General features: G+C 56.8%; 22 protein-coding genes and 1 tRNA gene. 11 read left to right on the top strand and 12 right to left on the bottom strand.

All coding sequences use genetic code 11. The features are described 5' to 3' along the window. Window positions 1-19 precede the first annotated feature (19 nt). Both CYB_RS03880 and CYB_RS03875 read right to left on the bottom strand, forming a co-directional pair. Window positions 20-1,405 carry an FGGY-family carbohydrate kinase gene (locus CYB_RS03880; RefSeq protein WP_011432454.1) on the bottom strand — a complete coding sequence of 462 codons (1,386 nt, stop codon included), beginning with the start codon at window positions 1,403-1,405 and terminating at the stop codon, window positions 20-22. 95 nt (window positions 1,406-1,500) lie between these two features. After that, window positions 1,501-1,986 carry a 2Fe-2S iron-sulfur cluster-binding protein gene (locus tag CYB_RS03875; protein ID WP_011432453.1) on the bottom strand — a complete coding sequence of 162 codons (486 nt, stop codon included), beginning with the start codon at window positions 1,984-1,986 and terminating at the stop codon, window positions 1,501-1,503. A gap of 334 nt (window positions 1,987-2,320) precedes the next feature. Here CYB_RS03875 and CYB_RS03870 point away from each other — a divergent pair, with 334 nt between their 5' ends. The 5 genes from CYB_RS03870 (at window position 2,321) to pxcA (ending at window position 7,832) form a co-directional block, all read left to right on the top strand. Continuing rightward, window positions 2,321-3,547: an RNA-guided endonuclease InsQ/TnpB family protein gene (locus CYB_RS03870; RefSeq protein ID WP_011432452.1), complete on the top strand. Its 1,227-nt coding sequence runs from the start codon at window positions 2,321-2,323 to the stop codon at window positions 3,545-3,547. A gap of 484 nt (window positions 3,548-4,031) precedes the next feature. Continuing rightward, window positions 4,032-4,388, top strand: coding sequence for a ferredoxin-thioredoxin reductase catalytic domain-containing protein (locus CYB_RS03865; RefSeq protein WP_011432451.1), 357 nt, complete (start codon window positions 4,032-4,034; stop codon window positions 4,386-4,388). Window positions 4,389-4,492: 104 nt separating this feature from the next. After that, a complete protein-coding gene (locus CYB_RS14275) occupies window positions 4,493-4,609 on the top strand; it encodes a photosystem II reaction center X protein (protein ID WP_011432450.1) in 117 nt (38 codons plus the stop codon). Between the two features lie 256 nt (window positions 4,610-4,865). Next, the gene (locus tag CYB_RS03860; protein WP_011432449.1) at window positions 4,866-6,269 is read left to right on the top strand and encodes a glycosyltransferase; all 1,404 of its coding nucleotides are present in this window, start codon (window positions 4,866-4,868) and stop codon (window positions 6,267-6,269) included. Between the two features lie 180 nt (window positions 6,270-6,449). Further along, window positions 6,450-7,832 carry a proton extrusion protein PcxA gene (gene pxcA, locus CYB_RS03855; protein WP_011432448.1) on the top strand — a complete coding sequence of 461 codons (1,383 nt, stop codon included), beginning with the start codon at window positions 6,450-6,452 and terminating at the stop codon, window positions 7,830-7,832. A gap of 163 nt (window positions 7,833-7,995) precedes the next feature. Here the strand turns inward: pxcA and CYB_RS03850 are convergent, their stop codons facing one another. From CYB_RS03850 to uvrB, 3 genes are all read right to left on the bottom strand, one after another. Continuing rightward, window positions 7,996-8,586 (bottom strand): DUF721 domain-containing protein, encoded by a 591-nt coding sequence (locus CYB_RS03850; RefSeq protein ID WP_011432447.1) that lies wholly within the window; start codon window positions 8,584-8,586, stop codon window positions 7,996-7,998. A gap of 33 nt (window positions 8,587-8,619) precedes the next feature. Then, a complete protein-coding gene (locus tag CYB_RS14035; protein WP_011432446.1) occupies window positions 8,620-10,479 on the bottom strand; it encodes a mechanosensitive ion channel family protein in 1,860 nt (619 codons plus the stop codon). Window positions 10,480-10,564: 85 nt separating this feature from the next. Further along, the gene (uvrB, locus tag CYB_RS03840; protein ID WP_011432445.1) at window positions 10,565-12,652 is read right to left on the bottom strand and encodes an excinuclease ABC subunit UvrB; all 2,088 of its coding nucleotides are present in this window, start codon (window positions 12,650-12,652) and stop codon (window positions 10,565-10,567) included. A 298-nt stretch (window positions 12,653-12,950) separates the two neighbouring features. On the opposite strand from uvrB, the gene CYB_RS03835 reads away from it, so the two are divergent. Then, a complete protein-coding gene (locus tag CYB_RS03835) occupies window positions 12,951-14,783 on the top strand; it encodes a DUF3352 domain-containing protein (protein ID WP_011432444.1) in 1,833 nt (610 codons plus the stop codon). Between the two features lie 3 nt (window positions 14,784-14,786). On the opposite strand, the gene CYB_RS03830 is transcribed toward CYB_RS03835, so the two are convergent. Beyond that, window positions 14,787-15,230, bottom strand: coding sequence for an ATP-binding protein (locus CYB_RS03830; RefSeq protein ID WP_011432443.1), 444 nt, complete (start codon window positions 15,228-15,230; stop codon window positions 14,787-14,789). Window positions 15,231-15,371: 141 nt separating this feature from the next. Between CYB_RS03830 and CYB_RS14715 the strand changes: the two genes are divergently transcribed. The 5 genes from CYB_RS14715 to CYB_RS03805 all read left to right on the top strand — a co-directional run bounded on the left by CYB_RS14715 (window position 15,372) and on the right by CYB_RS03805 (window position 18,647). After that, window positions 15,372-15,569: a cytochrome b6f subunit PetP gene (locus tag CYB_RS14715; protein WP_041436278.1), complete on the top strand. Its 198-nt coding sequence runs from the start codon at window positions 15,372-15,374 to the stop codon at window positions 15,567-15,569. Between the two features lie 37 nt (window positions 15,570-15,606). Further along, window positions 15,607-15,936, top strand: a complete 330-nt coding sequence (locus CYB_RS14710; protein WP_238376891.1) for an HU family DNA-binding protein — start codon at window positions 15,607-15,609, stop codon at window positions 15,934-15,936. Between the two features lie 12 nt (window positions 15,937-15,948). Next, window positions 15,949-17,409 carry a DASH family cryptochrome gene (locus tag CYB_RS03815; protein WP_011432441.1) on the top strand — a complete coding sequence of 487 codons (1,461 nt, stop codon included), beginning with the start codon at window positions 15,949-15,951 and terminating at the stop codon, window positions 17,407-17,409. Window positions 17,410-17,508: 99 nt separating this feature from the next. Beyond that, window positions 17,509-17,580, top strand: a tRNA-Met gene (locus CYB_RS03810). Between the two features lie 137 nt (window positions 17,581-17,717). Continuing rightward, the gene (locus tag CYB_RS03805; protein ID WP_011432440.1) at window positions 17,718-18,647 is read left to right on the top strand and encodes a restriction endonuclease; all 930 of its coding nucleotides are present in this window, start codon (window positions 17,718-17,720) and stop codon (window positions 18,645-18,647) included. Window positions 18,648-18,767: 120 nt separating this feature from the next. Here CYB_RS03805 and CYB_RS03800 read toward each other — a convergent pair whose 3' ends face one another. The 6 genes from CYB_RS03800 to CYB_RS03775 form a co-directional block, all read right to left on the bottom strand. Then, window positions 18,768-19,211: a DUF29 domain-containing protein gene (locus tag CYB_RS03800; RefSeq protein WP_011432439.1), complete on the bottom strand. Its 444-nt coding sequence runs from the start codon at window positions 19,209-19,211 to the stop codon at window positions 18,768-18,770. 488 nt (window positions 19,212-19,699) lie between these two features. Beyond that, on the bottom strand, window positions 19,700-20,350 hold the full coding sequence (locus CYB_RS03795) for a hypothetical protein (RefSeq protein ID WP_041436276.1): 651 nt from the start codon (window positions 20,348-20,350) through the stop codon (window positions 19,700-19,702). Continuing rightward, window positions 20,343-21,692 carry an AAA family ATPase gene (locus tag CYB_RS03790; RefSeq protein WP_011432438.1) on the bottom strand — a complete coding sequence of 450 codons (1,350 nt, stop codon included), beginning with the start codon at window positions 21,690-21,692 and terminating at the stop codon, window positions 20,343-20,345. The genes CYB_RS03795 and CYB_RS03790 overlap by 8 nt, the downstream gene beginning before the upstream one ends. A 56-nt stretch (window positions 21,693-21,748) precedes the next feature. Beyond that, entirely contained in the window at window positions 21,749-23,956 is a 2,208-nt protein-coding gene (locus tag CYB_RS03785; protein ID WP_011432437.1) for a transketolase, read from the bottom strand. A 34-nt stretch (window positions 23,957-23,990) separates the two neighbouring features. Beyond that, window positions 23,991-24,665: a cysteine hydrolase family protein gene (locus tag CYB_RS03780; RefSeq protein WP_011432436.1), complete on the bottom strand. Its 675-nt coding sequence runs from the start codon at window positions 24,663-24,665 to the stop codon at window positions 23,991-23,993. A gap of 18 nt (window positions 24,666-24,683) precedes the next feature. Continuing rightward, window positions 24,684-25,652, bottom strand: coding sequence for an isopenicillin N synthase family dioxygenase (locus CYB_RS03775; RefSeq protein ID WP_011432435.1), 969 nt, complete (start codon window positions 25,650-25,652; stop codon window positions 24,684-24,686). Window positions 25,653-25,867 lie beyond the last annotated feature (215 nt).

Here is a 25,867-nt window from a genome sequence, read left to right as displayed (position 1 = left end):
CAGTAGAGCGGGGAACATGTCAAAGCAGGTTGCTCAGGCGGCTGTGAAAGACCGAGTAGATCTCTGCGTAAGACTTCACCCACTCTGGATCCGGTTGAACATAGCGTTCTACCTGTACCAATCGATCGGCAGCCTGTTGGACAGAGCAGCACCAATAGGCAGAAGCGGCCAAGATGGCTGCCCCCACAGCCGGCTCCGGGTGTTTCACCACAGCCAAGGGACGAGCAAGGATGCTGGCGCGTAGGCGCAACCAGAGAGGGCTTTTGCTGCCTCCACCGGTGGTGAAAATCGGGCTCTGCTCTGGCACTGGGATCCCTTGAGCGGCCAACGTTTCCAGCCCCAGCCGCTCCACCATCGCTACCCCCTCCAACAAAGCAGCGTAAAAACGGGGGGATCCCTCTTCTGCCTCCGGCAAGAACCCGGCAAACTGGGGATCGACAATGGGAAAACGCTCTCCCGGCTGACAAAGGGGATAGCTGACCAGCCCGGTGGGCAGATAAGCCTGAGCTTGCTGATCCAGCATTTGCAGGTTGCCGTCGGGGAAGTAATGAGGCAAAACTCCGCCTCCACAAAAAGAGGCGGCCCCCGGCCACCAAACCATTCGTTCGCGACAGCGGTGTGGAGCACAGTCCGGGTGCAAATGGGAATAGATGCTTGGGGTTTGTATGGGATCCGGACTGTTGGCCTTAAAAATAAGGGTTGTGCCCAAGCTGGTGGAAACCTGCCCCAAGCGAATAGCCCCTGCCGCCAGTTGCCCGGCACAGCCATCGGTGATCCCTGCCGCGATCAGCACTTCCGGCCCCAACCCCCAGTCTGCTCGCACCGTTCCTAAAACCGTTCCCGGCGGTACCACCTCGGGGAAATGCTTGGGGTTTAGGCCCTGCCGCGCCAACCACTCCTGAGGCCAGGTGTAGGCCTCCAGGTCGAAACCGCTCTTGAGGGCATGGGTGTGATCGGTCACCTGCCTGCGCCCCCCCAGTTGGCTCAGCAAAAAGTCCGCCGGATGGGCCAAGTAGCTGTCTCGATACTGATCAGGATAGGCTTCCGCCCACCACAGCCAACGGCTGAGACCCCAACTGGCAGGGATCCCCAATTGCTTGGCCTGAGCCTGGCCCCGTGGGTCAGAATACAGCCACGCCTGTTCCAACGGCATGCCTCGACCATCCACCGGCAGAATGGTGCCGGAAGTGCTGCAAGCACTCAGAGCGGCAATGGAATACTGCTCCCCCAGTTGCGCGGTCAGTTGTCCCAAAAGGGCTTTCAGGGTTCGCAACCAGCGGCCCGGATTGGTCTCTGGGGGATCCCACTGGCGCTCGCTTTTGGCCACCACCTCCCCCTGCTCTGAGAGGGCCACCACCCGCATCCCAGAAGTGCCCAGATCGATCCCAAGAAACACAGGGGGCATAGGAATACTCACCTGAGAATGCTTTGTTTATATACGGGGTGGCCAAGTGGCCTCAAAAAGGGGCCCAAACTGGCTCAAAAGATGGGATCAAAATCTCAAAACTCCTGGCTGCTCCGAGCCAGTGCTTCTTGGATATCCAGATCCAGCCCTCTCACCGATTCCAGCACCGAGCGGGTGATCAGCTTGCCCTCCTGCACCAAAACCGCGCCGGTTACAGGGTGCAAAAGTGGCTGCTCCGCTCGCCGACCGATCAACGCCTCGATATCCTGAAAAGCATGGATGTACATCCCGGCAGGCAATTCCACCACCACCCCTTCCCCCAGCACCCGCGCTTGGCAGGCCAAGCGAGAGTTAGGCTTGCAGGTGGTGATCACCTCCAGGGTGCGCTGCTCCCGCTTGCTCATCGGGGATAAAGACTCCATCCCCTCCTTAACGTACACATGACAGGTGGCGCAGAGGCCGCGCCCACCGCACTCTTTCAACACATTCAGCTCTTCTTGCAGCAGCACCGAGAGCAAATTGCTGTTGGTGGCGATTTCAGACACTTGGGCAATGGGATCCAACCGCACACGCTTGACCATAGTCCGCACTTTTTGGGCTACTGGATGCTAAAAAAGCTAGCATCTTTCACCAATGCAGATTGCCGGAACAGGGCAGTTCTACCTAAGCATGCAGGAAAATCCCCCATGCGCCATTCAGGTCTCGGTGCATACGAATGCCCTCTGAGCCTTCTCGGCACTCCAACTATAGGTCTTGCTGGTGTAGGCTTCAGAAACTTGACCAAAAGGCGCGGCAAGCCCCGTCCTTCAGGGCGGGGAAGGATAGCGCCGACCGTAGCCGACGCCCTTTAAAAACGCAGTGTCGGCCATGTGAATATCGTTGTCATCACGCATAGGCCAAGAATACGATTGAGCGGTGCAACGACTTCAAGCCTTCAAGTACGAATTGCTGCCCAACAGCCAGCAGGAACGGCAGATGCGCCGCTTTGCTGGCTCCTGCCGGTTCCTCTACAACAAAGCACTGGCGTTGCAGAAGGAGCGTCACGAGCAAGGCCAGAAAAAGCTAGGCTATGCGGGCTTGTGCCAGCTGCTCACCGCGTGGCGCCACAGCGCAGATACAGCGTGGCTGGCGGATGCGCCGGTGCATCCGCTGCAACAGGCACTCAAGGATTTGGAGCGAGCCTACAGCCACTTCTTCGCCCAGCGCGCCGGCTTCCCGAAGTTCAAGAAAAAAGGCCGGTCGGACAGTTTCCGTTATCCCGCGCCCAAGCAAATCCAGCTGGACCAGGCCAACAGCCGCATCTTTCTGCCCAAACTTGGCTGGCTGCGCTACCGCAACAGCCGCGACGTGGTGGGCAAGGTCAAGAGCGTCACCGTATCCAAGCACGCTGGCAAGTGGTTCGTGTCGATCCAGACCGAGCGGGAGGTTGATCGGCCTATTCCGCAGGGGGGCGCAGTGGGCATGGACATGGGCATTGCCCGCTTGGCTACCCTCTCGGACGGCACGTTCTACGCGCCCCTCAACAGCTTCAAGCGGCACGAGGCGCGCTTGCGCAAGGCCCAGCAAGCGCTCTCCCGCAAAGTCAAGTTCAGCAACAACTGGAAGAAGGCAAAAGCCCGCCTCCAGCGTATTCATTCTCAGATGGCCAACGCCCGCCGCGACTTCCTGCACAAGGTCTCGACCGCGATTAGCAAAAGCCAGGCAATCGTGTGCATCGAGGACTTGCGGGTGCGGAATATGTCCAAGTTGGCGGCAGGGACGGCAGATGCTCCTGGGAAGAACGTCCGCGCCAAGTCAGCGTTAAACAAAGCCATTCTCGACCAGGGGTGGTATGAGTTCCGCTGCATGCTGGAGTACAAGCTGGCCTGGAAAGGTGGCAGGCTCATTGTCGTGCCGCCGCAGAACCCGAGCCGCACCTGTCCATGTTGCGGCCATGTTTCATCAGACAACCGCCAGACCCAAGCCTGGTTCGAGTGCGTGGCGTGCGGCTATGAGAATAACGCCGATCGCGGCAGCGGGCCGGAGGCCTTTCGCGGCAGCGGGCCGGAGGCCTTTCGCGGCAGCGGGCCGGAGGCCTTTCGCGGCAGCGGGCCGGAGGCCTTTCTGGTCGGTGCCATCAACATCCTTGCTCGCGGGATATAGCTGTTGCGAGACGAAGGGCAGGACACGACCGACGCTGCGGTCGGGATGCGGGTGGATCAACCACCCGTGTCAGCCCGGATGGCCTGTGGATCGAACCGCACGGGCGGTCGGAAGCAGGAACCCGCCGAGACGACTGCGCAAGGAGCCATCCATGCGCAGCGTGGTAGGAATCTCCAGCCTTCAGGCCGGGGAGGATGTCAAGGTATTCTGTAGAGTACGCCAAGGCTGGCTCTTGCTACGGCCCCTAGATGTTGCCTTGTGTAACAGCAAGGGCATAATCTTTTGTCCTGCCTAGAGGTCTGCTGTACAACGAAGAGCGAGATACAGCTTTTCTCGACGTTGTGGGAGGTCTGTGGAGTTATCTGTGGAGTTAATAGAATCCCGGCCCCCTACACGTCTGTACTGGCTTCGGGAGGCGTCGTCGGAAAAAGCTGTGAACCCCATTGCTAGCAACAGCCGGTTAGTTCCACTTTTGGGAATCGTCATGGAAAGTCGTGGTTACAAAAAGTCCTCACAGAAGAGCTTTGAGTTGATGCGGCATTTCGCAGAAACCTACGCCAAACGCTCCGAGACCTTTTTCTGCTCGGATCCATCAATTACGACGGCGGTGATCGAAGGCTTGGCTCTGCACAAAGAGCAATTGGGCGCCCCGCTGTGTCCCTGTCGTTTTTATGAAGACAAAGAGGCAGAAGCAAAAGCAGGCTATTGGAATTGCCCCTGTGTACCCATGCGGGAGCGAAAGGAATGTCACTGTATGCTGTTCTTAACGCCGGATAACCCCTTTGCCGGCAAGAGCCAAACCCTAGAGGAGGTGCCCCTGGAATACCAAACTACCAAATGACAGCGCCCGGCAGGGACAAAGGCAGGCTTTGGAAGGGTGACAGGGCTCGGTATAATCGGAAAGCTGTTGGGCAACGGTTATTTGCACGAGGAGGAAACGCTTTTATGACTCCCTCACTTGCTAACTTCCTCTGGAGCTTGGTGGCTGGTGCAGTTGTGCTGGGGGCTCTCTTTGGCGCCATCATCTTTGTCAGCCAAAGGGATAAAGTGCGTCGTCGCTGAGATCCCCGCTCGTTGGCACTTGCCCGCCAATGCTTCCCTTTTCCCTGTACTGCTATCGCTGGGTGGGGAGAGACTGGGGTGGCAAGATGTGGCTGCGGTACGCAATCGCTGGAGGGCTTCGCCCCTGTTGTCGGGGATCCAGCTGGGTTGGGTGACCAACAGATTGAGATCTAAGGTGCTTGAAGCCGTTATTGCAAACGATCACACCTTATGATCGAAGACTATCCAGCGATACCCCAGGGATCCCTTGCCAGCGTTGACCCACCCCTTGTATTACTGGCGGCAAAAAAACCGCTACTACCACGAGGATCTGGAGCGGCTGCATCGCTTTTTTGTCCCTGCCGGTTTGCGCATCTTGGAGATTGGTTCCGGCACGGGATCCCTGCTCAATGCCTTGCAGCCCAGCTTCGGGGTGGGGATCGACCGGGATGCGGACATTGTTGCCCAAGCTCAGGCAGAGTTTCCCCATCTCCATTTCCGGGTGCAAGATGCCCACACGCTGGACAAAGGGGATCCCGTCTTGGCGGAGCCTTTTGATGTGATCTTGCTCGTCAATACCCTGGGCTACCTGGCCGACATCCAGCAGGTTCTCCAGCAGTTGCGCCGCTTCTGTACCCCACGCACCCGCCTGATCCTCTCCCACCACAACCCGCTCTGGGAGCCGATTCTGGGCTTGGCAACCGCTCTGAAGCAACGGATGCCTCTGCCGGCAGCCAACTGGTTATCGGCAGCCGATGTGGCCAACCTGCTGCACTTGGCAGGATACGAGGTCATTCAGCAGGGCAAGCGGCTGTTGTTGCCGCGGCGGATCCCGTTCCTTTCGACTGTGATCAACCGGGTGATTGCCCCATTGCCCGGGATCAACGCCCTCTGCCTGACAGAGTACACGATCGCTCGCCTGCAGCCCGACCCTGCCTGGGATCCCCCCCCTGAGCAGCAGCCTTCCTGCACCGTGGTGATTCCGGCTCGGAATGAAGCGGGCAACATCCGCCGCTGCGTGGAACATTTGCCCGAGATGGGATCCCGCACCGAGATCATTTTTGTGGAGGGGCATTCCAGCGACGGGACTTGGGCCGAGATCCAGCGGGTACAGGCGGAATACCAAGGGATCCGCAATATCCGGGCTCTACGGCAGGAGGGCAAGGGCAAGGGGGATGCGGTGCGCAAGGGGCTAGCCGCCGCTACAGGGGATGTGTTGATCATCCTCGATGCCGATTTGACGGTACAGGCAGAGGACATGCCCAAGTTTTTCCGGGCTGTGGCTTCCGGGCGATGTGATTTTGCCAATGGTTGTCGCCTTATCTATCCCCTGAAACCAGAGGCAATGCCTCGGCTAAACCAATGGGCCAATCGTTTTTTTGCCGCTCTCCTCTCCTACATTCTCGGCATCCGCATCAAAGATTCCCTCTGTGGCACCAAGGCCCTGTGGCGGGAGGATTACCAGCAGATTGCCAAGCTGTGCCAAGAGTGGGGGGATTTCGACCCGTTTGGAGATTTTGACCTGTTGCTGGGATCCGCCAAGCGCACCCTGAAGATCCTGGATATCCCCGTGCGCTATTTCCCCAGAACCTATGGTCGCTCCAACATTCACCATGTGCGAGAGGGGCTGCGGCTGCTGCAGATCTGTGGCTTTGCCCTCAAGCGCTTTAAGGGATACTGAAGTTTGCTCTGACCCAAAGGTGCCGGTCTGTACTTCTGTCGAGGCAGGGCCAGTCTCTGCAAGTACTTCTCCACCGTTGGGATTCCCGCCTAGGCACCCAGGACTCGTTACAATAATTAGTCAATCGGATCACTGTAATGTGTGGATCGGCCCCCATGGGGAGTGCCACGGGAACGAGCAATGGGAGAATCCGTATTGAGCAGGCTGGGCCAATGGATCTCGAATACCCCCCTGCGCTCCCTCGACCAAGCTTATGAGGCTGCCCTGCGCATTAAAGCCATTGAGGATCAATACTTCCAGGGAGGGTCCATTGGCAGCAATGGGCAACACGGCCAGAATGTCAGCCGCTACTTTCAGATTCAACTGCGCCGGCAGCTGCGCCAGATCGATCTGCGTTTGGCAGAGTTCAGAGCCAGCAGCGCCTTTTCTCGCCTGCCGGATCCCGAGCAAAATGGCAGCGGCCCTACTTCTGCCCAAGATAAAGCTCAACAACTCCATGCCGCTGAGGCCAATGTTTCTGAAAGCAGCAGCGAAAACTCCGAGAATGGTCGCCAAAGACGAGATCTTTCCATCTTGGAGAAACTGCAGTTTATCGATCAGGTGACTTCTCGATACAAACGCCCGACCAGAAAATCCCAGCCCATCTCTGCTTCAATTTCCACTTCACCTGAGCCTCTCGAACGGCCAGAACAACCTACCTCAACCCAACCCAGTTCTTCTAATGTCTCTGTCAAGGCAGGCTCCGGCAATGGCGCTGCCCCGGTCGCTTCCAAAGCTGCGATTCTGCCCCGTTCTATTCTGCGCACAGCCAGCCAAATCCGCCGTGAGCTGAGTTCCCAGGCCGAAGAGGAACTGATCCAAGAGTATCGCGAGGCTCGCACTCGCACACTGGTATCGATTCGTTTTCTGTTGTTGTTGGCCATTTTGCCTCTGCTCACCCAGATCCTCTCGAAAAACTTTCTGTTTGGGCCATTGGTAGATCACTTGCAACAACGGGAGCCTGCCATTGTGGCTCTGAGCCACGAATTTCAAGAAAAAGCCCTGACAGAGTTCGAGTTTTTCAAGGAAAGAATGGAATTTGAGCGAGCTTTGCACCATCAATCTCCAGAGTGGGATCTGGAATCAGCAGATCAACTGTCCATGAAGGCAGAGGAACTGCTGAAAAAATATAGCCGTAGGAACTCGGAAGGCTTGAAGAATATCCTTGCTGATTTGCTTTCGCTGCTGGTGTTTGGCTGGCTTATCTTTGTTGGGCGTGAGGAAATCGAAGTCCTCAAGTCTTTTTTGGATCGTCTGATCTACGGTCTCAGCGATAGTGCCAAGGCTTTCATTATTATTCTCTTTACCGATGTGTTTGTCGGTTATCACTCTCCCCACGGTTGGGAGGTGCTGCTGGGTAATTTGGCTGCCCATTTGGGGGTACCGGAGAACCGCGATTTTATCTACGGCTTTATTGCTACTTTTCCGGTTTTCCTAGATACGCTTTTTAAGTATTGGATCTTTCGCTATTTAAACCGTGTATCGCCGTCTTCGGTGGCCACCTATCGGGCTATGAACGATTAAGGGTTCGCAGTTGCATTTCAAACTGGGTTGAGACGCTTCCCAAGCGCTCCTTGCCGCTGCCGTAACCATCCACAACCTCTCTCAGAGGAAGAAAGAAGTTGGGGATCGACCTGACGAATCGTTTGATTGCCATTTGAAGCAACCGTAATTCGAGTTTCCTGAGTTAGCTGGGCGGGCGCAAGGATTGTCGATGGCAGAACCCACAGACAAACCAACGCTCCAATTCGGCGGCAGGGGTAGGACAGCGGCAGGCGGGGCAAGGGAACAGGTTCTCCTGGGTTTGTTGTTGCTTCACCACTCTGGCCCAGCGCTCGAAAGCCACTTTCGGGTCGGAGGTGGGCTGTTTTGGATTGGGGCTGCGACAGGATCCAGGGCGTTGTCCATCTTGGTCTGCTAGGCGGGGAGCGCCATAAAACTTGCTGCTCAGCTCCGCATCAGGGTGGGGGGTGGCTTGGCTGGATCCCTCGTGCCAGGCACCAGGGCTGAAGCGGATATCGCTGAGGGGAGGTTGGATGCGGCTGTTGAGTTTCTTGAGAATGAGCTGACGTTGCAAGGTTAAATTTTGCGCCCAGGCCGGGGTAGAGGTGGCCACTTGCAGCACCTGTCGGCGCACGCTGAGGGGATAGGTTTGGGCGGCTACGGCCTCTCCGACGAGTTCGGGCCAGAGCTGCCGCAGGGTTTGCATTTGCTTCAGTTCAGCCCAACGGGGATGGCTGCCAAAGCTTCCCAGTACCTCATCTAACCGCTGCAACATGGTGTCGATAGGGTGTCAATGGCAGGCAATAGCTTAGGAAACACCATTTTGGTCTTCCGGCGATTGAGCCGCTTCTTTGAGGGCAGAGTGAATGGAGTCGGTATCGGGCAAAGAAGGGGATCCGCCATTTTGACTGAGGGGGGCAAATCCCTCTAGGCTGCGGATATGAATATCTTGTTGCGGGAAGGGGATGCGGATCCCACGTCGCCGAAACTCAGCCTCGATTAGGAAGTTTAGCTCGCTGATCAAGACAAACTGATCTTGAGGACGGTTGATCCACACCAGCAGCTCAAAGTTAAGTGCAGAAGGGCCAAAGGACTTGAGCCAGACTTGGGGGGCAGGGCTGCTCAACACCCGAGCATTTTCTCTGGCGGCGCTGAGCAGAGCTTCGGTAACCAAGGCGGTATCGGAGCCGTAGGCCACGCCGACCGGAATGTGGATGCGACAGCGGGGATCCCGGTAGCTCCAGTTCACCACCTTTGATTCGGTAAAGCGGGAGTTGGGCACGATCACAAAGATGCGATCCAGGGTGCGCAAGACGGTAGCCCGTGGGCCAATGCGCTCCACTGTGCCGAGCAGGTTGTCCACTTCCACCAGATCCCCGATTTGGATGGGGCGCTCCAGCAAAATGGCAATGTAGCTGATGTAGTTGTTGGAGAGGTTTTGCAAACCAAAGCCGATCCCCAAACCCACCGCCCCGGCAATAACCGCCAAGGAGCCCAGATTAAGGCCGCTGAAGGGCAAGACCAGAAGGATGCCGAACAGGGTCAGGATGTACTTGAAGATGGCCGCCGAAGACTCTTGGGTGCCCAGATCCAGCCCTAGGCGTGCCAGAAAGCGTTGCTTGAAGCCAACACTGACGTAGTGGGCGCCGGTGAAAACCAAGATGGAGAGGACGAGGAAGACCAGCAAGCTGGCAATCGAAACGCTGGAGTTGGGCAGAGGCTGGGTGAGAACGCCCAGAGCCGTGGCGACCACACGACCCAGGCCCAGGTAAAAGGAGCGCTGAAAAGGTCGCAGGGCAGGTATGAAGCTGATGCCGCGATCCAGCGAGATGCCGGCGATGAGGATTGCCCCCACGCCCCGCAGCAGCATCCCACCCACATCAATCCAGGTGCCCCAGGCCTCTCCGGCCTTAAGCTCCAACCAGCGTTGCAAGCGGGTTAGGCTGCGGTCGAACAGCCGCCAGAGAAAGAACCCCACCACCAGGGTGGCGATCCCTGCCAAAAGGGTCAGAACCAGCACGCGCGGATCCTGGGCCCGCTGCAGAGCCAGCAGATCTTCGCGGTAATCGGCAATCGCTTGCTCCAACCGCCGCGCCCAACTGTTAGCCACCAGACGAACGTCATTCAGGTTCACCTGACCCGGTGCCACCCTGCGCTCCGCGGCAGCATCGGCATAGGTGACGGTAAACAAATACCGTTGGGTGGCCTCAAAGCGGCCTCTTTCCCCCAGGCGTAAGATGTATTGCCCATTGGCATCCTGGGCTACCCGTACCTCTGGCTGTGGCAACTGCCCTTCTTCGAGAAAGCGCTCGATGATCGCCCGAACGTTGTCGGCCCGCACATCGCTGGGGTAGTCTGCCGTCTGCAGGCGGAACACCGGTATGTTCCCGACCAACACCTCTGTGCCCTCTTGGCCGGTCAAAGGGATCCCGACTGGGCTGGGAGCCGGAGCAGGGGATCCCTCAGGAGTTGGCGCTTCAGCCGGTGTGGGTCGGGGATCGGCCAGGAAAAAGTTGGGATCCCGAAATTCAAGGGCTTGAGCCAATGAAGGGGCAGAGGCAACGGCAGGGGTAAGCCAGAGACCTATCCCCACCGCCAGCCCAATCAAGAGAACTGCTCGCCGAAATGGGACAGAGTCCTGCATGGCCGGTTTGATACGAACGCCCATCGATAATTGGGGATCCCTGAGGGCTGCCCTGTAAGCTCATGGTGGCACAAGCCGACCTCAATTTTGGCCGATCTGAGCAAGGATTTTAGATGCCCTGAGGGTGGCCTAGAAGGCGTTGACGTAGCTTTTTGATTCTATCTCGTAGCTGGGCGGCTTCCTCAAATTCTAGGTTTTTGGCGGCCTCTTTCATCTTGAGTTCCAGTTGGCCGATCAGCTCCGGAATCTCGGAGAGAGGGATCTCTTGCGCAGCTTGAAAGGCTTTTTCCAGATCTGGGTCGTTAAGTTTGCGGGAGATGGCCAAAAAAGACAAGATGGCATTGCTGTTTTTCTTGACGATGGGCTTGGGCGTGATGTTGTGTTGGCGGTTGTATTGCAATTGAATTTCGCGGCGACGCTGGGTTTCGGCAATGGCCCGGGCCATGCTGCTGGTCATGGTGTCGGCGTACATCACCACCATACCGCGGACATTTCGTGCTGCCCTCCCAATCATCTGAATCAGGGAGCGCTCTGCTCGCAAAAACCCTTCTTTGTCGGCATCCAAAATGGCCACCAAAGAAACTTCTGGCAAGTCCAACCCTTCCCGGAGCAAGTTAACTCCTACCAACACGTCAAAGGCCCCTTCTCGAAAGTCTTGTAGGATTTCAATTCGCTCAATCGAGGTGATCTCGGAATGCAAATAGCGAACTCGGATCCCTCGCTCCTGGAGATATTCCGTGAGGTCCTCTGCCATCCGTTTGGTGAGGGTGGTCACGATCACCCGTTCGGCAGGCCCCAGCTGAGAGCGCTCCAATCGCAAATAAATTTCTCCCAGCAAATCGTCCACTTGCCCAGCCGTAGGGCGCACATGCACCTCGGGATCCACCACCCCAGTGGGCCGAATCACCTGTTCGATAACCCGACCGCTGCCCTGCACATAAAACTTCAAGGTCTTGCCATCTTCCACCCGGGTTTCAAATTGGGCCTCGCTCTGCTCCAGTTCCCAGTTGCCGGGAGTAGCCGAAACAAAGATACACTGATGAACCTTGGCCCAAAATTCTTCGGCTTTGAGGGGGCGATTGTCGAGGGCGCTGGGCAGGCGAAAACCGTGATCCACCAGCACCTGCTTGCGGGCACGGTCGCCATTATACATGCCGCGAATTTGGGGCACAGTGACGTGGGACTCATCCACCACCAACAGCCAATCGTCGGCCTTGAAATAATCCACCAAGCAGGCGGGGGGCTCTCCTGCTTTGCGTCCCGTTAAATGTCTAGAGTAGTTTTCGATCCCATTGCAATAGCCCACCTCCCGCAGCATTTCTAGGTCGTAGCGGGTGCGCTGCTCTAGGCGTTGGGCTTCCAGGAGCTTGCCTTCTTTGCGAAAGAGGGCCAGTTGCTCTTCCAGTTCTTGCTCGATATTGAGGATCGCCCGCTCCAATTGTGCTTCCGGCGTTACAAAGTGCCGAGCAGGATAAACTCTGAGGGCGCTGAGGCTGTTCAAAATCTCACCTGTAACCGGATCAATTAAGCGAATGGCCTCGATCTCATCGCCAAAAAATTCGATGCGAATGACCCGATCCTCATAGGCCGGCACAATTTCCAGCACATCCCCTTTGAGGCGAAATCGCCCCCGCACCAGCTCCAGGTCATTGCGCTCGTACTGGATGCTGGCCAGATCCCGCAGGACATCCCGTTGGTTAATCTCCTGGCCGACTTTGAAGGGGATGGAAGCCTTCAGGTACTCCTCTGGCATGCCCAGACCATAGATGCAGCTCACCGAGGCCACCACAATCACATCTCGCCGTTCAAACAAAGAGCGGGTAGCCGAGTGCCGCAACATATCGATTTCATCGTTGATGGAAGAAGATTTGGCAATGTATGTATCGGTGCTGGGAACATAGGCTTCCGGTTGATAGTAGTCGTAATAGCTGATGAAGTATTCAACGGCATTGTGAGGAAAAAGCTCCCGCAGCTCATTGCACAGTTGTGCTGCCAAAGTCTTATTGTGGGCCATCACTAAGGTGGGCCTGCCTACCTGCTGAATGGTATGGGCGATGGTAAACGTTTTGCCGGTTCCGGTTGCTCCCAGCAAGGTTTGAAAACGATGGCCTTCTGAAATCGACTTCACCAAGCCGGCAATTGCCTTAGGTTGATCTCCGGTGGGTTGATAGGGAGAAACCAGTTGAAACTCTGACATGGGTTTGACTTTCGGATGGGCCTAGATAGCTGCCGGGCTGGTCAAGGCAGGGCTGATCTGCACGTTGGTTTGGAATGGTAGTGCGGATCACAAAGGCTTGTGGGGTGCCTCTAAACTTGGCCGCCTGCTCAGCGGTGGGCTCCAGCTGGCACACCAGGGTTAGCCTCTGTTCCATGGTAAGGTTTTATCATGCAGGACTGAGGGCAGCGCTTCTTCACTAGGCCTGTTCATGCCAGCAGTGCAGAGCAGTAGGGCCTGGGTGTCCGAGCCATGTCTCCCTCGGTGCAGAGATTGAGATATGGGACGACGGCAACTCTTGCGCGGGATCCTAATCGGGTTGGGTCTTCTGGCCGCCATGGTGGTGTGGGTTGTCGTATGGCTGCTCACCCGCAGTCCGGTGGCTTTGTTGCTGGCCCACCCGGAACTGCCGCCAATTGTGGGTTTGGCCCCTCGCTCCGCACAAGCGCTGCTGGTGTTGGCTGTTCCCCTGGACGAGGTGCAAGCGTTTTGGCAAGCGGCAACTCCTGCCCCCCAGCGACGCGCTGCCCGTCAGCAGTGGCAAAAGTTTTTCTCCCCTGAAGGCCCAGGCTGGCTGGGATCCTTGCTGGCCGGGGGATCCCTTGATTTTGAGCGGGAGGTGCGGCCCTGGCTGGGGAGGAGTACCCTCTTGGCCAGTTTGCCGGAGTGGGGCACTTTGGTTGCCCTGGAAACGCGGGATGCGGCGCTCTCTCAGTTTGAGCTGAACCTGTTGTGGGAACGGCAGAGCTTGGCCGGGAGGCCGGTGCAGGTGGACACTTACAAGGGCATTCAGGTGGTGTCTAGCCCGATTCCGGGCCTGCAGGGTTTCTCGGCAGCCGTTTTCGGCGAGCAATACGTGTTGCTGGCGGAGCAGCCTGCTGCCATTCGGGCTGCAATCGATGCTTGGCAGTTGCCGCAGTTGTCTCTGGTGGCTCAGCCCTTGTTTCGGCGGGTGATCCAGCCGCTGCGGGAGGCACATGTGGGTTGGGCCTTCTGGCAGAATCCAGAGGCGGTTTCTCCAGACGGGCTGACGTTGCAGGCGGTAGGGCTGGGGTTGGGGGTGAACTTCCAGGGCTTGGTGGCCGAAAGTGCTGCCCTCTGGCATGCGCCCGCTGGCTTCTCCTTGCCGGCGGCAGAAGCCTTTCGCCCGCAGATCCTTCAACATCTGCCGGATGAGACCTTGGCGCTGATTTCCGGAGAGAATCTGGCCTCAGTTTGGCAGAGCCTGGGGCAGATCCAGCCCCTAAATCCCCTGGGATTGCGGGTGGATCCCGGCCAGTGGCTGCAGCGCTTGCAATCTCAGGTGGCGCTGGACTGGCAGCGTCTGTTGCCGGAACGGGGAGAGTTTGCCTTTGCCCTTTTGCCCGGCGACGGGGATCCAGCCTGGCTGTGGGTCGGTAAGCTGCCGGATGAGTCGGTCGCGACAGCGGGACGGAGTCCTTATTTCGACTTGGATGAGCGGGCACGCGCCCAAGGCTGGCAGGTAATCTCTCTGGCAACGAAGCGCGGCACCGCCACTGCCTGGGCCCAACCGACCACTCCTGCGGGGGAGACGGAGTCCTTGCCGTCAGAACCCCCGCCGGTGGCGACAGCGGGACGGAGTCCTTACCGCTCTATCCATCGACCGGAGATCCCTGTGTTGGCAGGCGAGCCGCTGGAAGTCAGTGGGAAAGGAGGATCCGCGTCATTGCAGGCGGCAGAGGCTCTCCCCCAGTCGCGTCAGCGGCGCGGAGCGCTAACGCTGCCAGGGATCCCGCTGCCGGCACAGGTGTATCATGCCGATCGCAAAGGCTATTCCTACCTGGCCTCTTCTTTGGGGGCTCTGGAGACGGCCCTCGCGGATCCCCCCTTGAGTGCAAATCGCGCCTGGCGCAAGTTGGTGGCTTCCCTGCCCCACCGCAATTTGGGCTATGGCTATGGATCCCTGGGGTTGCTCTTGGAAAGCGAGCTGCCCGACCCGGTCGCGTCAGCGGCGCGGAGCGCTAAGGGATCCCGCTGGTCATCCACGCGCTTTGCCTTCGCCACCACAGCCCTAGCGGTTTCTGAAGCTCCCTACCCCGATCGGGGCTGCCAGATTACCCAAATGGGCAAGCTGTTTTGGGAGTGGTATTGAGGGTCAGACTATCCAGGGATCCCGGCAGTTGGCGTGGATGTATTTGGCCAGGTAGACCTGGTTGCCTGTTTCATTCCACTCCACAAAGTCGAAGATTTGGGTGAGCAGCAGCATTCCTCGGCCCGACTCTTCGGTTTCCAAGATGTTATGTTGGCATCGGTGGAGCTTCTCTTGGGGACAAAAGCCGGGCCCTTGATCTCGCACCAGCCATTGGTAAAAGGGCTCCGAGCTGGCGTACTCGATGATCACCTTCTTGTTGGGGTCGAGGCCGTTGCCGTGGCGGACGGCATTGATGATTGCTTCCTGTAGGCCCAAACGTATTTCCGCTCTCCAGGCAGGAGGGACTTTTGAGATCAAGAGATCGAGGACAGGCTGCGTGTAGAGGGTGGAGGGAAAGCTGATAACGCTCCAGGAGCAGTGGGCGGGTTTGAGGGAAAGGGCAATCACGGAGGCAGTCTTCCCTGGGGCACGGCACTCTGACCCCATTCTAGCAATCCCATCGGGGTCAACCCCAGCAGAGGTGCGGCAGGAGCTCGGCAAGGGGACTTTTGCCGTACCATCTTGAGTGGTAAGTCTCTTCGCGGTTTTATGGCGATCAAGGTTGGAAATAAGGTCAAAGTTCGCTCTGTCCAGGATCGCGGACAAGAAAACCTCAGCGCTCTGGTGGGCAAAGAGGCTGTGGTGCTGGCACGGCGTGTGGTCGATGGCAGCGGTGTCGGCTACATTCTGGAGTTTCCCGATCGCTCTCGACATTGGTTTTTCGAGAGTGAACTGGAGGTGCTCTAAGCCCCTGTCTGTGTTCTGTTGTCTAGAGGGTCGGTTGGTGGCTTCTCCTCCTCATTTGACTCGCCGTTTGCTGGCCCGCCAGATGGCCGCGCAGGTGGATGGCCTGACCGTGGAAATGGCTGCTGCTGCTCTGGAGGCTATGCTGGACAGCATTAGCCAATGCCTGGCCCAGGGGGGATCCGTGCGGCTGGCTCGCTTTGGCACGTTCTCGCTGCGCCATCGTCCCGCCCGGCAAACCTATCATCCGCGCACCAAGGCCCCTGTTCACATCCCGGCTGCCGATGTGCCTCATTTTGTTCCCAGCCCTGAGCTGGGGCGTCCAGCTGGGGTTCGGGTGTCCAAGTCTGAGTCCGCGGGATCCGTGTAGGGTAGCTGCAGAATGACTGTACTGCTGTGGTTTCGCACCGACTTGCGCCTGCTGGATCACCAGCCGCTGACGCGGGCCTGCCAACAGGGATCCCCTTTGATCCCCTTGTATTGCTTGGATCCCCGCCAGTTCGGCGAGACTTCCCTTGGGCTCCGCCCCAGAACCAGCCCTTTCCGCGGTCAGTTTTTGCTGGAGAGTTTGGCAGATCTGCGGCAGCAGTTGCGGTCGCGCGGCTCGGATTTGGTGATCCGCCAGGGACAGCCAGAACAGGTGATCCCCACCTTGGCACAGGAGTGGGGGGTCGAGGCGGTCTATGCCCATGAAGAGGTGGGCACCGAGGAGAAGGAGGTGGCGGCTGCTGTTGAGCGGGCTTTGCGGTCTCTGGGGATCCGGCTGCAGGTCGATTGGGGCCATACCCTCTATCACCCTGAGGATCTCCCCTTTTGTCTCTCGCAACTGCCGGAGCTGTTCACCCGCTTTCGAAAGCAAGTCGAGGGAAGCACCCCCATCCGGGATCCCTTGCCCATTCCCTCGATCCCCCCCCTGCCATCGGGTTTGGATCCCGGCCCTCTGCCCACCCTGGCCTCGCTGGGGCTATCTTCACCTGCTAGGGATCCACGGGCCCGCTTCACCTACACCGGCGGCAGCACTGCTGCCCATGCCCGCCTGCAAACCTACTTTTGGGATCTGGATCGGCTGCGCATCTACAAAGAAACCCGCAACGGCATGTTGGATCCCGACGATAGCTCCCGGCTTTCTGCTTGGTTGGCCCTGGGCTGCATCTCCCCTCGCACCGTCTATGCCGAGGTCAAGCGTTACGAGCAGGAGCGGGTGCGCAATGAGTCCACCTACTGGCTGGTGTTTGAGCTGCTGTGGCGGGATTATTTTCGCTTTATCTTGGCCAAGCACGGCGCCAAACTGTTCCGTCCTTCTGGGATCCAAGGGATCCCCATCCCTTGGCAGCAGGATTGGCCGCGCTTTCAGGCTTGGTGTCGGGGTGAGACGGGCTACCCCTTGGTGGATGCCAACATGCGGGAGCTGGCGGCTACCGGATTTATGTCCAACCGGGGACGGCAGAATGTGGCCAGCTTTTTGACCAAGAACCTGGGCATCGACTGGCGCATGGGCGCTGAGTGGTTTGAGTCGTTGCTCATCGACTACGACGTGGCCAGCAACTACGGCAATTGGAACTACACCGCCGGCGTAGGGAATGATGCCCGTGGCTTCCGCTACTTCCACATCCCCAAACAATCTCGCGAGTACGATCCCAAAGGAGACTATCTGCGCCACTGGTTGCCGGAATTGGCCGGGATCCCGGGGGATAAAATCCACGAGCCCTATCGCCTCACTGCTGCCGAGCAGAAGCAATTTGGAGTCCGATTGGGGGTGGACTACCCTCGCCCACTGGTGGATTTGGAGAAGTCTCTCGCGGCCAACCGACGGGTTTACGAAGCTGCCCTGGCCTGCCGATAGGCATTGCCTTGTCTGGGGCTTCTTCCCGAGAGGGGGCTGAGGGGATTTTCTGAGGCGCAGTTCCGGACCAAGAGTGCTATTCTAGTTAAGCACTATCCTGGCTCAGTAGCTCAGCGGTAGAGCAGGGGACTCATAAGCCCTTGGTCGCGTGTTCAAATCACGCCTGAGCCATCCACGTCAAACTTTCTTTTTTCAGAGGCTTCCCGGCCTGGCGGATACCCTAACTGGCTTGCAGCAGAGGGTTGGCGTAAAGTTATGGGTGGAACCTACTTCGGTTTGGGATCCCTGTCTTCACATCGGTTCTACAAATGGCCGTTCCCGATTATCAGAGCTTGATGTTGCCACTTCTCCAGTTTGCAGCACGTAAAGAAACCGAAATATCAACCAGCGAAGCTGTTGAAGTTCTGGCAAAGGAACTGGGCCTCACAGAGGACGATCTCAGGGAGATGCTGCCGAGCGGTGTACAGCCAACCTTTGTCAATCGCGTCGGCTGGGCTGCAACTTATATGAAAAAGGCAGGGCTGCTGGAAACAACGCGCAGAGGATTCTACCAAATTACTGACCGCGGAAGAGATCTTCTTGAAAAACAGCCCAAAACCATCAATGTAGAGTTACTCAGGCAATATCCTGAATTCCGAGAATTTGAGGGGCCCAAAGACACAAGAAGCAGCAACAAGGCAAGCAAACAAAAAGCTTTATCAGAGACTTCGGCAGCGACACCATTAGAACAGTTAGAAGCTGCATATGAAAGTCTCCGTGACAAACTGGCTGATGAACTGCTTGCCAAGCTAAAGAAAGTATCGCCCGCCTTCTTCGAAAAGGTTGTTGTGGAGCTGCTGGTTAAAATGGGCTACGGAGGCTCACGGGCAGATGCAGGCAAAGCAATTGGCAAGAGTGGCGATGGTGGAATTGATGGGATCATCAAAGAGGACAAACTCGGTCTTGATGTTGTGTATATTCAGGCAAAGCGTTGGGATAGCAATCCGGTAGGTCGTCCTGATGTCATGCAGTTTGTGGGTGCTTTACAGGCTCAAAGAGCAAACAAGGGTATTTTTATCACTACCTCCAGGTTTACTGAAGACGCTAGCAGCTACGTTTCGCAGATCGGCAGTAAGATTGTTTTGATTGACGGCGAACAACTAACAAATCTAATGATTGAGCACGACGTTGGCGTATCTACAGTTTCATTGTATCCGGTAAAGAAGATTGATAGTGATTATTTTGAAGAGAGCATCTAACATCGGAGTGAGAAAATTGAGCTGCTAGGGCCAGCAGAGTTAACACAAGGAGCAAAGCTAGCAAAGTTCATGTAGTGCCATCGCCTTCTTAAGTATGGGCATAAGTATCGAGGTCTAGCGTCACTGGGAATTCTCCTGTTCGGGGTAAAAGTCGGGATCCATCACCTGATCCAATGTGTAGGGGCACTGGGCAGGCAGATCGTCCAGAGATAGAGGCGTTTCTTTAGCCACCAGCAGTATGCCCTTTTGATAAGCTTTTTCTATTGCTTCAACCAGATAAGATTTAAGGCTGGGATTATCCGCAATTAACTCCTGGATTTCTTGCCGCTGTTCGATGATTGTGGCTGTCCAACTTTTGCTTCGTTGTTGAGGCTGAAACTGCCACTTTAGCAGATGGCCCACCAGGATCCCTAGCCGATTCACCAATTCGCGGCGTTCTTGCCTGCCCAAAGCCTCAATCTCCTCCACCAAGTTGGGAATATCCAATCGATCCCATTGCCCCGATCTCAGCAGCGCGGCTTGTTCTTGTGTCCAGGCATAAAAGTCGCAGTTGTAAAGCGCCATAATCCATTCCTAGCAGGACACTGGCCAAAGATAAGTCAATCCTACCGGTTCCAGCCGTTGAGCTTCGACCTCATAAGTTTATCGAGTCCTCAAACTCTGTAGCTACAAAGCCTCGGATCTGTGGCAGCGTTGGATCCCAATGGGGCCTGACCCTGAACAATATGAGGTTTCAACAGGTCTGGAGCGCTTGATCACGGCCCAGGATCCAGGCAATAAGGGGGGGATCCCTGTGGTCAAGATAATACCGGACGGTTTGGGTCAGGTCGATCTCCAAGATGCTGGTGATCGTCCTGTGCATGAGCTCCAGATGGATCCGGTCGTCCTAGGTAAGCAGAGCATACCTGCCATGGAGGCTGTTGTTGAGAGCGGCCAAGGCTGTTTGGGTGGCAGTAGCCATTCAAAGGGAGGCTTGAGGCAGGCATCCCACAGCAAGCGGAGTCGGGCCTCGGTGATGTGGAGAGGAGAATATGTTTTTGAAGGGATCCCTTTCAGCTCTCTCCCTCTGTTGTTTTCCGCGAGCGAGTTGAGGTCGCTTTCTTCGCGCCAGCGGATGCCGCAGATCTCTTGGATGATTTCTTCAGAGTAGGGGGCAACGCTGTAGGAGTTACGAAAAATACTTCCGATAGGGCATCCAGTTTTTTGCCTCGCGTAATTTTGCACCCAAGCTTGGTTATGGGGGTTAAGTCCTGCCACCAACTTCTATCCGCCTCTGCAATCCGGGCAGCTGCAATGGTTACATCGACTCCCTTGAGGGGACTGCTGGGTCGCTCGGCTAGGTATCTTAGCGCAGCCAAGATAGTCTCTCTCGATGTATTGGTCAAATTTACCTTCGGAACAATTTCTTTGGCGAGAATCTGGGCCTGCTTAACCTGCTCTGGATCAGGATCGACAACGATACACCATAGCCTCTCCAGCCCCGCCTCTCGAGCAACTGCATAGACAAAATGGTTACCAATGGCTTTGTACTGATAGTCGCCAGCCTCGACCACCAGCAGAGGAACCCAGTTGTGTCCTCCTGTCGCCCTTAGCTGATCTGCGGCTGCGGCAACAAGGAAGGAGGGAGCAGAAAACCCATCGGCGGGCGTAATGCTCTCAAGGGGTAAGTTAACCAACCTACCTAGATCTGAAAACTCACTCATCGATAAAGTACTCACGGGCAAGACTCTGGTAGTATTCTAAAACTCTCCTGTCCCTAAAGACGGCAGGAGTTCGATCAAAGCTTGCAGAGGATATCACTGCATAGTCAGGTATCCTAAAAATGCTTTTGTTTTCATTACCTTTCTTAAAATGCGGCCAGAAATATGGACGTAGATCTACACTTTTCTCCTGGTCGATAAGCTTACCTATCTCTTCGTTAGCTAGTTGAATAGTGTATTCACTTCCCGAAGAAACGCCGTTGAAAAAGATAGGCAAAGTCCTGGGGCCGCCATCCTGTCGTGACTTAGCAGTTTCTGGAACAAAGCTGGTGATTACTCTAGCAGCATTATTCAGGGAAGACAGATCGTCGGGGCGGGTAGGTATCAAAATAACATCGGCAGCAAAAACACCACTTTGGCTGAAGTAAAGCCATTGAGTTGGGCAGTCGATTAGGATGTAATCATACTCATTGCGAAGAGGGGCAATCAGATCTCGAAGGCGTCGGGTTCCCTTTTGGATATATGCTAGCGACTGGCTGTCGGTCAACGTCTCCAGCTCAGGGTCTCTTGGGATAATGTCGAAGATGGGAAGGGTAGTCTGCTTGCCTTTGAGTCTATATTTGAGTCTATATGTTTGGACAATGGCATGGATGTCTATTTTGGGATCCTTTAAACATTGCGTCAGTGTAATTTTTCCAGGAGTGGCTCCCAAACTTCTTGTCAGATCACCCTGAGAATCAAAGTCAACAACTAAGACCTTTTTTCCCTTGGTTTTTAGTGCTGCTGCAAGGTTAATGACCGTCGTTGTTTTGCCTACGCCCCCTTTATTGTTATACACGCATACAGTCAGAGCGCGTTCATAGTTTTCTATCTTGTCTCGCAAGTTACGCACTATGCTCTCAATGTTATCTGGATTAATGGAGAAGTTTGCTGTAGCAGGGTGGACGACTTTTCCATGCTTCCTCCAGATCTGGATGTTGTTTGCATTGGTGATAATTCCCCATTTTGCAGATTTGCAGTTCTCGCCGAGCAGGTAGCTTTCTATTTGACAAACTGCATCCCTATAGTAAGATCCTTCTTTGAGGTTGACTACTCTGGATTTTGCCTCCAAAAGCAAGTAGGGGTTCCTTTGGGAGTTAAAGAAAGTATCTTCAGGATCTTCGTTCTTTCTTGCGGCGAGGTCGACCTGGCCACAACCTGTCTCGAATTCATATCTAATTTCCAAGTCGTCAAAGCCAAGCGCCTGCAGGAGAGGAGAAGCAAAGTGTTGGACAACAACTCGCTCTACCCTCTCGGTGGGAGATATCCTCTCAAGCTTCTCTCGGAGAGAGCTAGCCGCAGTCATAGGAAAAAATAGGAAAAAATAAGGTGGACAATGCTAACCAAGCTAAAAGCTCGCCCTCAGCATAGCAGTTGCTTGGCTCGTTCTGCTAGTGCTTGGGCTGTCAGGCCGTTGTAGTCCATCAATTCGGCGGGGGTGGCGGTGGTTTCGCCGCGTTTCCAAGCGAAGAAATCCCGCGGGCCGGCATAGCGCAACATCAAGGGTTCGAGCATCAGGCTAGATCCGCCTGTTACGCCGATGAGGGCCTCGCCGGCAAACCAAGCGGCAAATTCTTGGTCGGACATGAATTCCCCATCTGGCTGAGCACAGGTGGACCAAGCCACGTCGCCGGGGCGATACAGACGGCGGGGGTTAATTACCGAGACGATCTTGCAGCCGATCCCTTGGGCTTGGAGCTGCTCAGCCGCCTCGAACACGGGCAGGAGAATCATATCCCCCACCACGGCAAAGACGACGGTGCGGGATCCAGGAAGTTCCTGAAGGACGGTGCAGCCTTGCTCTACTGCTTGGCGAGCTTGTTCTAGGGTGGTGCGGATGGGTAGGGGAGTTTTGCTGGCGATGATAGGGATCCCTTTGTTGCAGGTGGATAGGGCCCATTCGTAGGCAGCTTGGGCACAGTTGGCATCCGGCGGGAAGAGGGGAAAGATGTTGCCGTTGCGCATCATAGCTGCCAGGTAGGCTTCAATTTCCGGGCGTTGGTGGGTCCAGCCGTTGCGCCCCTGTTCCAAAGCGCCGGCAGTGAAGAGGGCAATGGCCGAGGGGGTGGGCCGGCGCAGCTCCGCCATGGCTTGGGTTACCGTCTGCCAGATGGGTAGGCCGTTGACGGCAAAGGACTCGTAGGAGCACCACAGGGAGCGTCCGCCGAAGAGGGCTAGGCCCGCCGTTAGCCCCGCGCAGGCATCTTCGCTCAGGGGTTCGTAGACCTGGCCTTGGGGCTGTTGGTTGTAGAGGGGATCCACCGTGGGGTGAATCACCTTGAGACCTTGGTTCACATTGGCAATGCCGGAAGCTTCGTTGCCGTCGGCATTGGCCACCAAAAAGTCGGGATCTTTCTGCCCCACCTGCACCACGAGGGATCCGATGGCCGTGGTGGAAACCTGCTTGTCCCCTAGGGGAAACTCCGTCAGGTTCAGGGATCCCAAAGGCGGCAAAGGCCGAACGAACTCTGTAACCGCCACCTTGGCGGCTGGCCCCCCGGCTGCCCGTTGGCAGTTTTGTCGCACCAGGGCCCAAGCTGCCGGATGTAAGGCCCGCGCCCGCAGAGCCGCCACAATGTCCGGGTGATCCAGAGTGTGGTGGCCGTAGAGGTTGTGGGACTTGGATCCCTTGGCATGTACCCCAGCCCCCTTCAGTTGTTTGAGGATGAAAACGGTCAGTTGTCCGCTCAGGGCTGATTGGATGGCTCGCTCCATTTCGATCAGCACCCTTTGGGCAAAGGCAAGGCGGGCTTCTAGGGAAAACTGAGTGCTATCGACATAGGGGCCGGGCTGCTGGGCATCGTCGAAGTCCTTGGCATCCACCAACACCACTTCCTCAAAGCCGTTGCCCCGCCAATACTCGGCCATCTGGGCGTTGCTGGCGGTGGAGATCATGCTGTGGTGCTCTTGGCTGTAGCCGTTCCAGACCAGCACCGGCAGGAAGTTGGTGCGCTGCGGGAAAGCCGTGTGGAAGTGAATCATGGAGCTCATCACATAGGGCTCCCCCAGGCCGCCATCCCCAATCGTGACCGGGAAGAGGCGATCTGGATAGAGCAGGGCTCCTGCCATGGCAAAGTGTTGTCCTTGCCCCAGCGGCCCAGCCGGTGCCAGCAGCCCGGGAATGTAGCCGGATAGGTGACCCAACAGCCCTTCCCGCTCTCGAAAACGGGCCCGTAGGTCGGAGACGGTGTGGATGCCCATCTCGGCCAGGGATCCATCCAAAAACATGGCCGCGTAAAAGCCCGGCGCGTGGTGCCCGACTTCGGTGGGGATGTTCTTCTGGCCCAGGTACACCAGAGCGGCATAGGCTTCTGCTTGGCTGGCAAATCCCCCTGGGTGGCCTGAGGCTTTGCTGGCGGTCATTTGCAGGGTGAGGTAGCGCAAGGCATCGGCATAGAGCAAGGTTTGGTAGGCGGCCATACGACTGCCGGGATCCCTCAGTTTCCCGGTGCCGGCATCCACTGCAGGGGCCTGGCCCAGGCGGTCAAATTCCGGCCAGGGATCCCCGAAGTACTGGATCCCTTCGCAAAAGGCGGGGACTTGGGCAGTTGCCTCCTGAGCCAGTGTCATCGGTTCAGCCTCACGCTTGTTGGGTTATTCACACTCACTGTAAACCCGATAACGCTTTTTGGATGTTCTGAGCAGAACTCGTCCAGCCGACGATGCCCCCTTGCGCCCGGATCATCTCCAGGGTGGCTTGCTTGAACTCTGGGAAGTAGCTGGCGGTGCAATCTTCCACCAGCAGGCACTCATAGCCGCGGTCATTGGCCTCGCGCATTGTGGTTTGCACGCAGACTTCTGTGGTTACCCCGGTGAACAGCAGGTGGGTGATGCCGCGCTTTTGCAAGATTGCTTGCAGCTCGGTGGCGTAGAAAGCCCCCTTGCCGGGTTTGGGAATGACGATCTCTCCCGCAAGCGGAGCAAGCTCAGGGATGATGGTGTTGCCCGGCTCTCCCCGAATCAAAATCCGCCCCATAGGGCCTTCGTCCCCAATGGTCAGGGATCCCTTGCCGCGTTTGCGCTTGCTGGGCGGGCAATCGGAGAGATCTGGCTGGTGACCCTCCAGGGTATGAATGACGGTTAAGCCCTTTTGACGAAAAAAGTCCAGCAGCCCCTTCAGGGTGGGCACAATGGATCCCAGTTGGGTGACATCGTTGCCCAGCATCTCCCCAAAGCCGCCTGGTTCCAGGAAATCTCGCTGCATATCGATGATCACCAGGGCCAACTGAGACAGGCTGGGAACTTCATACTCGTAGGGCAAGGCCGGGATCCGAAACATAGAGACCCCCAGTTGGGATCAATGCTGGGGCGGGGATCCTGCCTCGGCCAGGCCAATTTCCCTCAACCGCTGGGCCAAGTATTCTCCGCCAGTCAGGGAAGGGAACCGAGGGATCCCGCCGGTGCGGGCCACACAAGTCGGCAAGGGCGTGAGATCCACCTCTGGCCGCGGATGCACAAAGAAGGGAATGGAAAAGCGGCATTCTTGAGGGTTGTCGGGGTTGGTCACCCGATGGGTGGTGCTGCGCAACAGGCCATTGGTGAGGTTTTGCAGCATATCCCCAGCATCGACAATGATCTGACCAGGGAGGGCCGAAATGGGCAGCCAAGATCCATCTCGTTGCAGAAGCTCTAGACCTGGTGCGGTGGCTTCACACAAGAGCGTAATCAAGTTGATGTCTTCATGGGCTGCAGCTCGTAAACTCTGGGGAGGGGCTTCAGCAGGGATCGGCGGATAATGAATCACCCGCAAGAGATTGGCTCCTCCTTCCACCGCTTTGGGCAAGTATTCGGCAAGCTCCCCCAGATACAGAGAGACCGCCTGCAACAGGCCCTGGGCACAGGTTTCCAGTTGGGCGAACAGCTCTACCATCACCCTGCGAAATTGGGGCACCTCCCGAGGCCAGATGTTGGCAGGAAGGTGGGGATCCCCTTCGCGCCCGATGTGCCAAAACTCTTTCATGTCAGGATAGGGATGATCTTTAGCGTGTTCTTTGCCAAAGGGGGTGTACCCTCGTTGCCCCAGCAGCGCCGGATCCTCATAGGCTCTCTTGGTTGGCTCTGGCAAAAGAAAAACGGCTTCTGCGGCTTCATAGGCTTCCCGGATCAATTCCGGCGATAGGCCATGGTTAACCAAGGCAAAAAAGCCAATCTGTTGCAGGGCTTCCCCCACCTGGCGGACAAACTGCTCCCGCTCACCTGCCGTTCCTTTCTGAAAGGCGGCAAAATCGACAACCGGCAGAGTCTGGCGTTGGGGAGTGGTTGCCATGGCAGAAGTCGTCTCTGGTGGAAAGTCAACACTTTCTCAGGCAGCGGGCTTGGTACCCTATGCTATCCTTCCTAAGAAGCCAAGGGGAGAGTTCTGAATCGAAGACGGTCTGTTCGGGGTTCATCTACAATATCTATCTACAATATCTAGAGTCTAAAGCTGCTCAGCTACTTGCCTTCCCACAAGATGCAGGTAGAATCCTGCCGGACAGCCTC

The sequence above is a fragment of the Synechococcus sp. JA-2-3B'a(2-13) genome, from assembly GCF_000013225.1.
In the GTDB taxonomy this organism is placed as follows: domain Bacteria; phylum Cyanobacteriota; class Cyanobacteriia; order Thermostichales; family Thermostichaceae; genus Thermostichus.
This window is presented reverse-complemented; position numbering and strand designations above follow the sequence as displayed.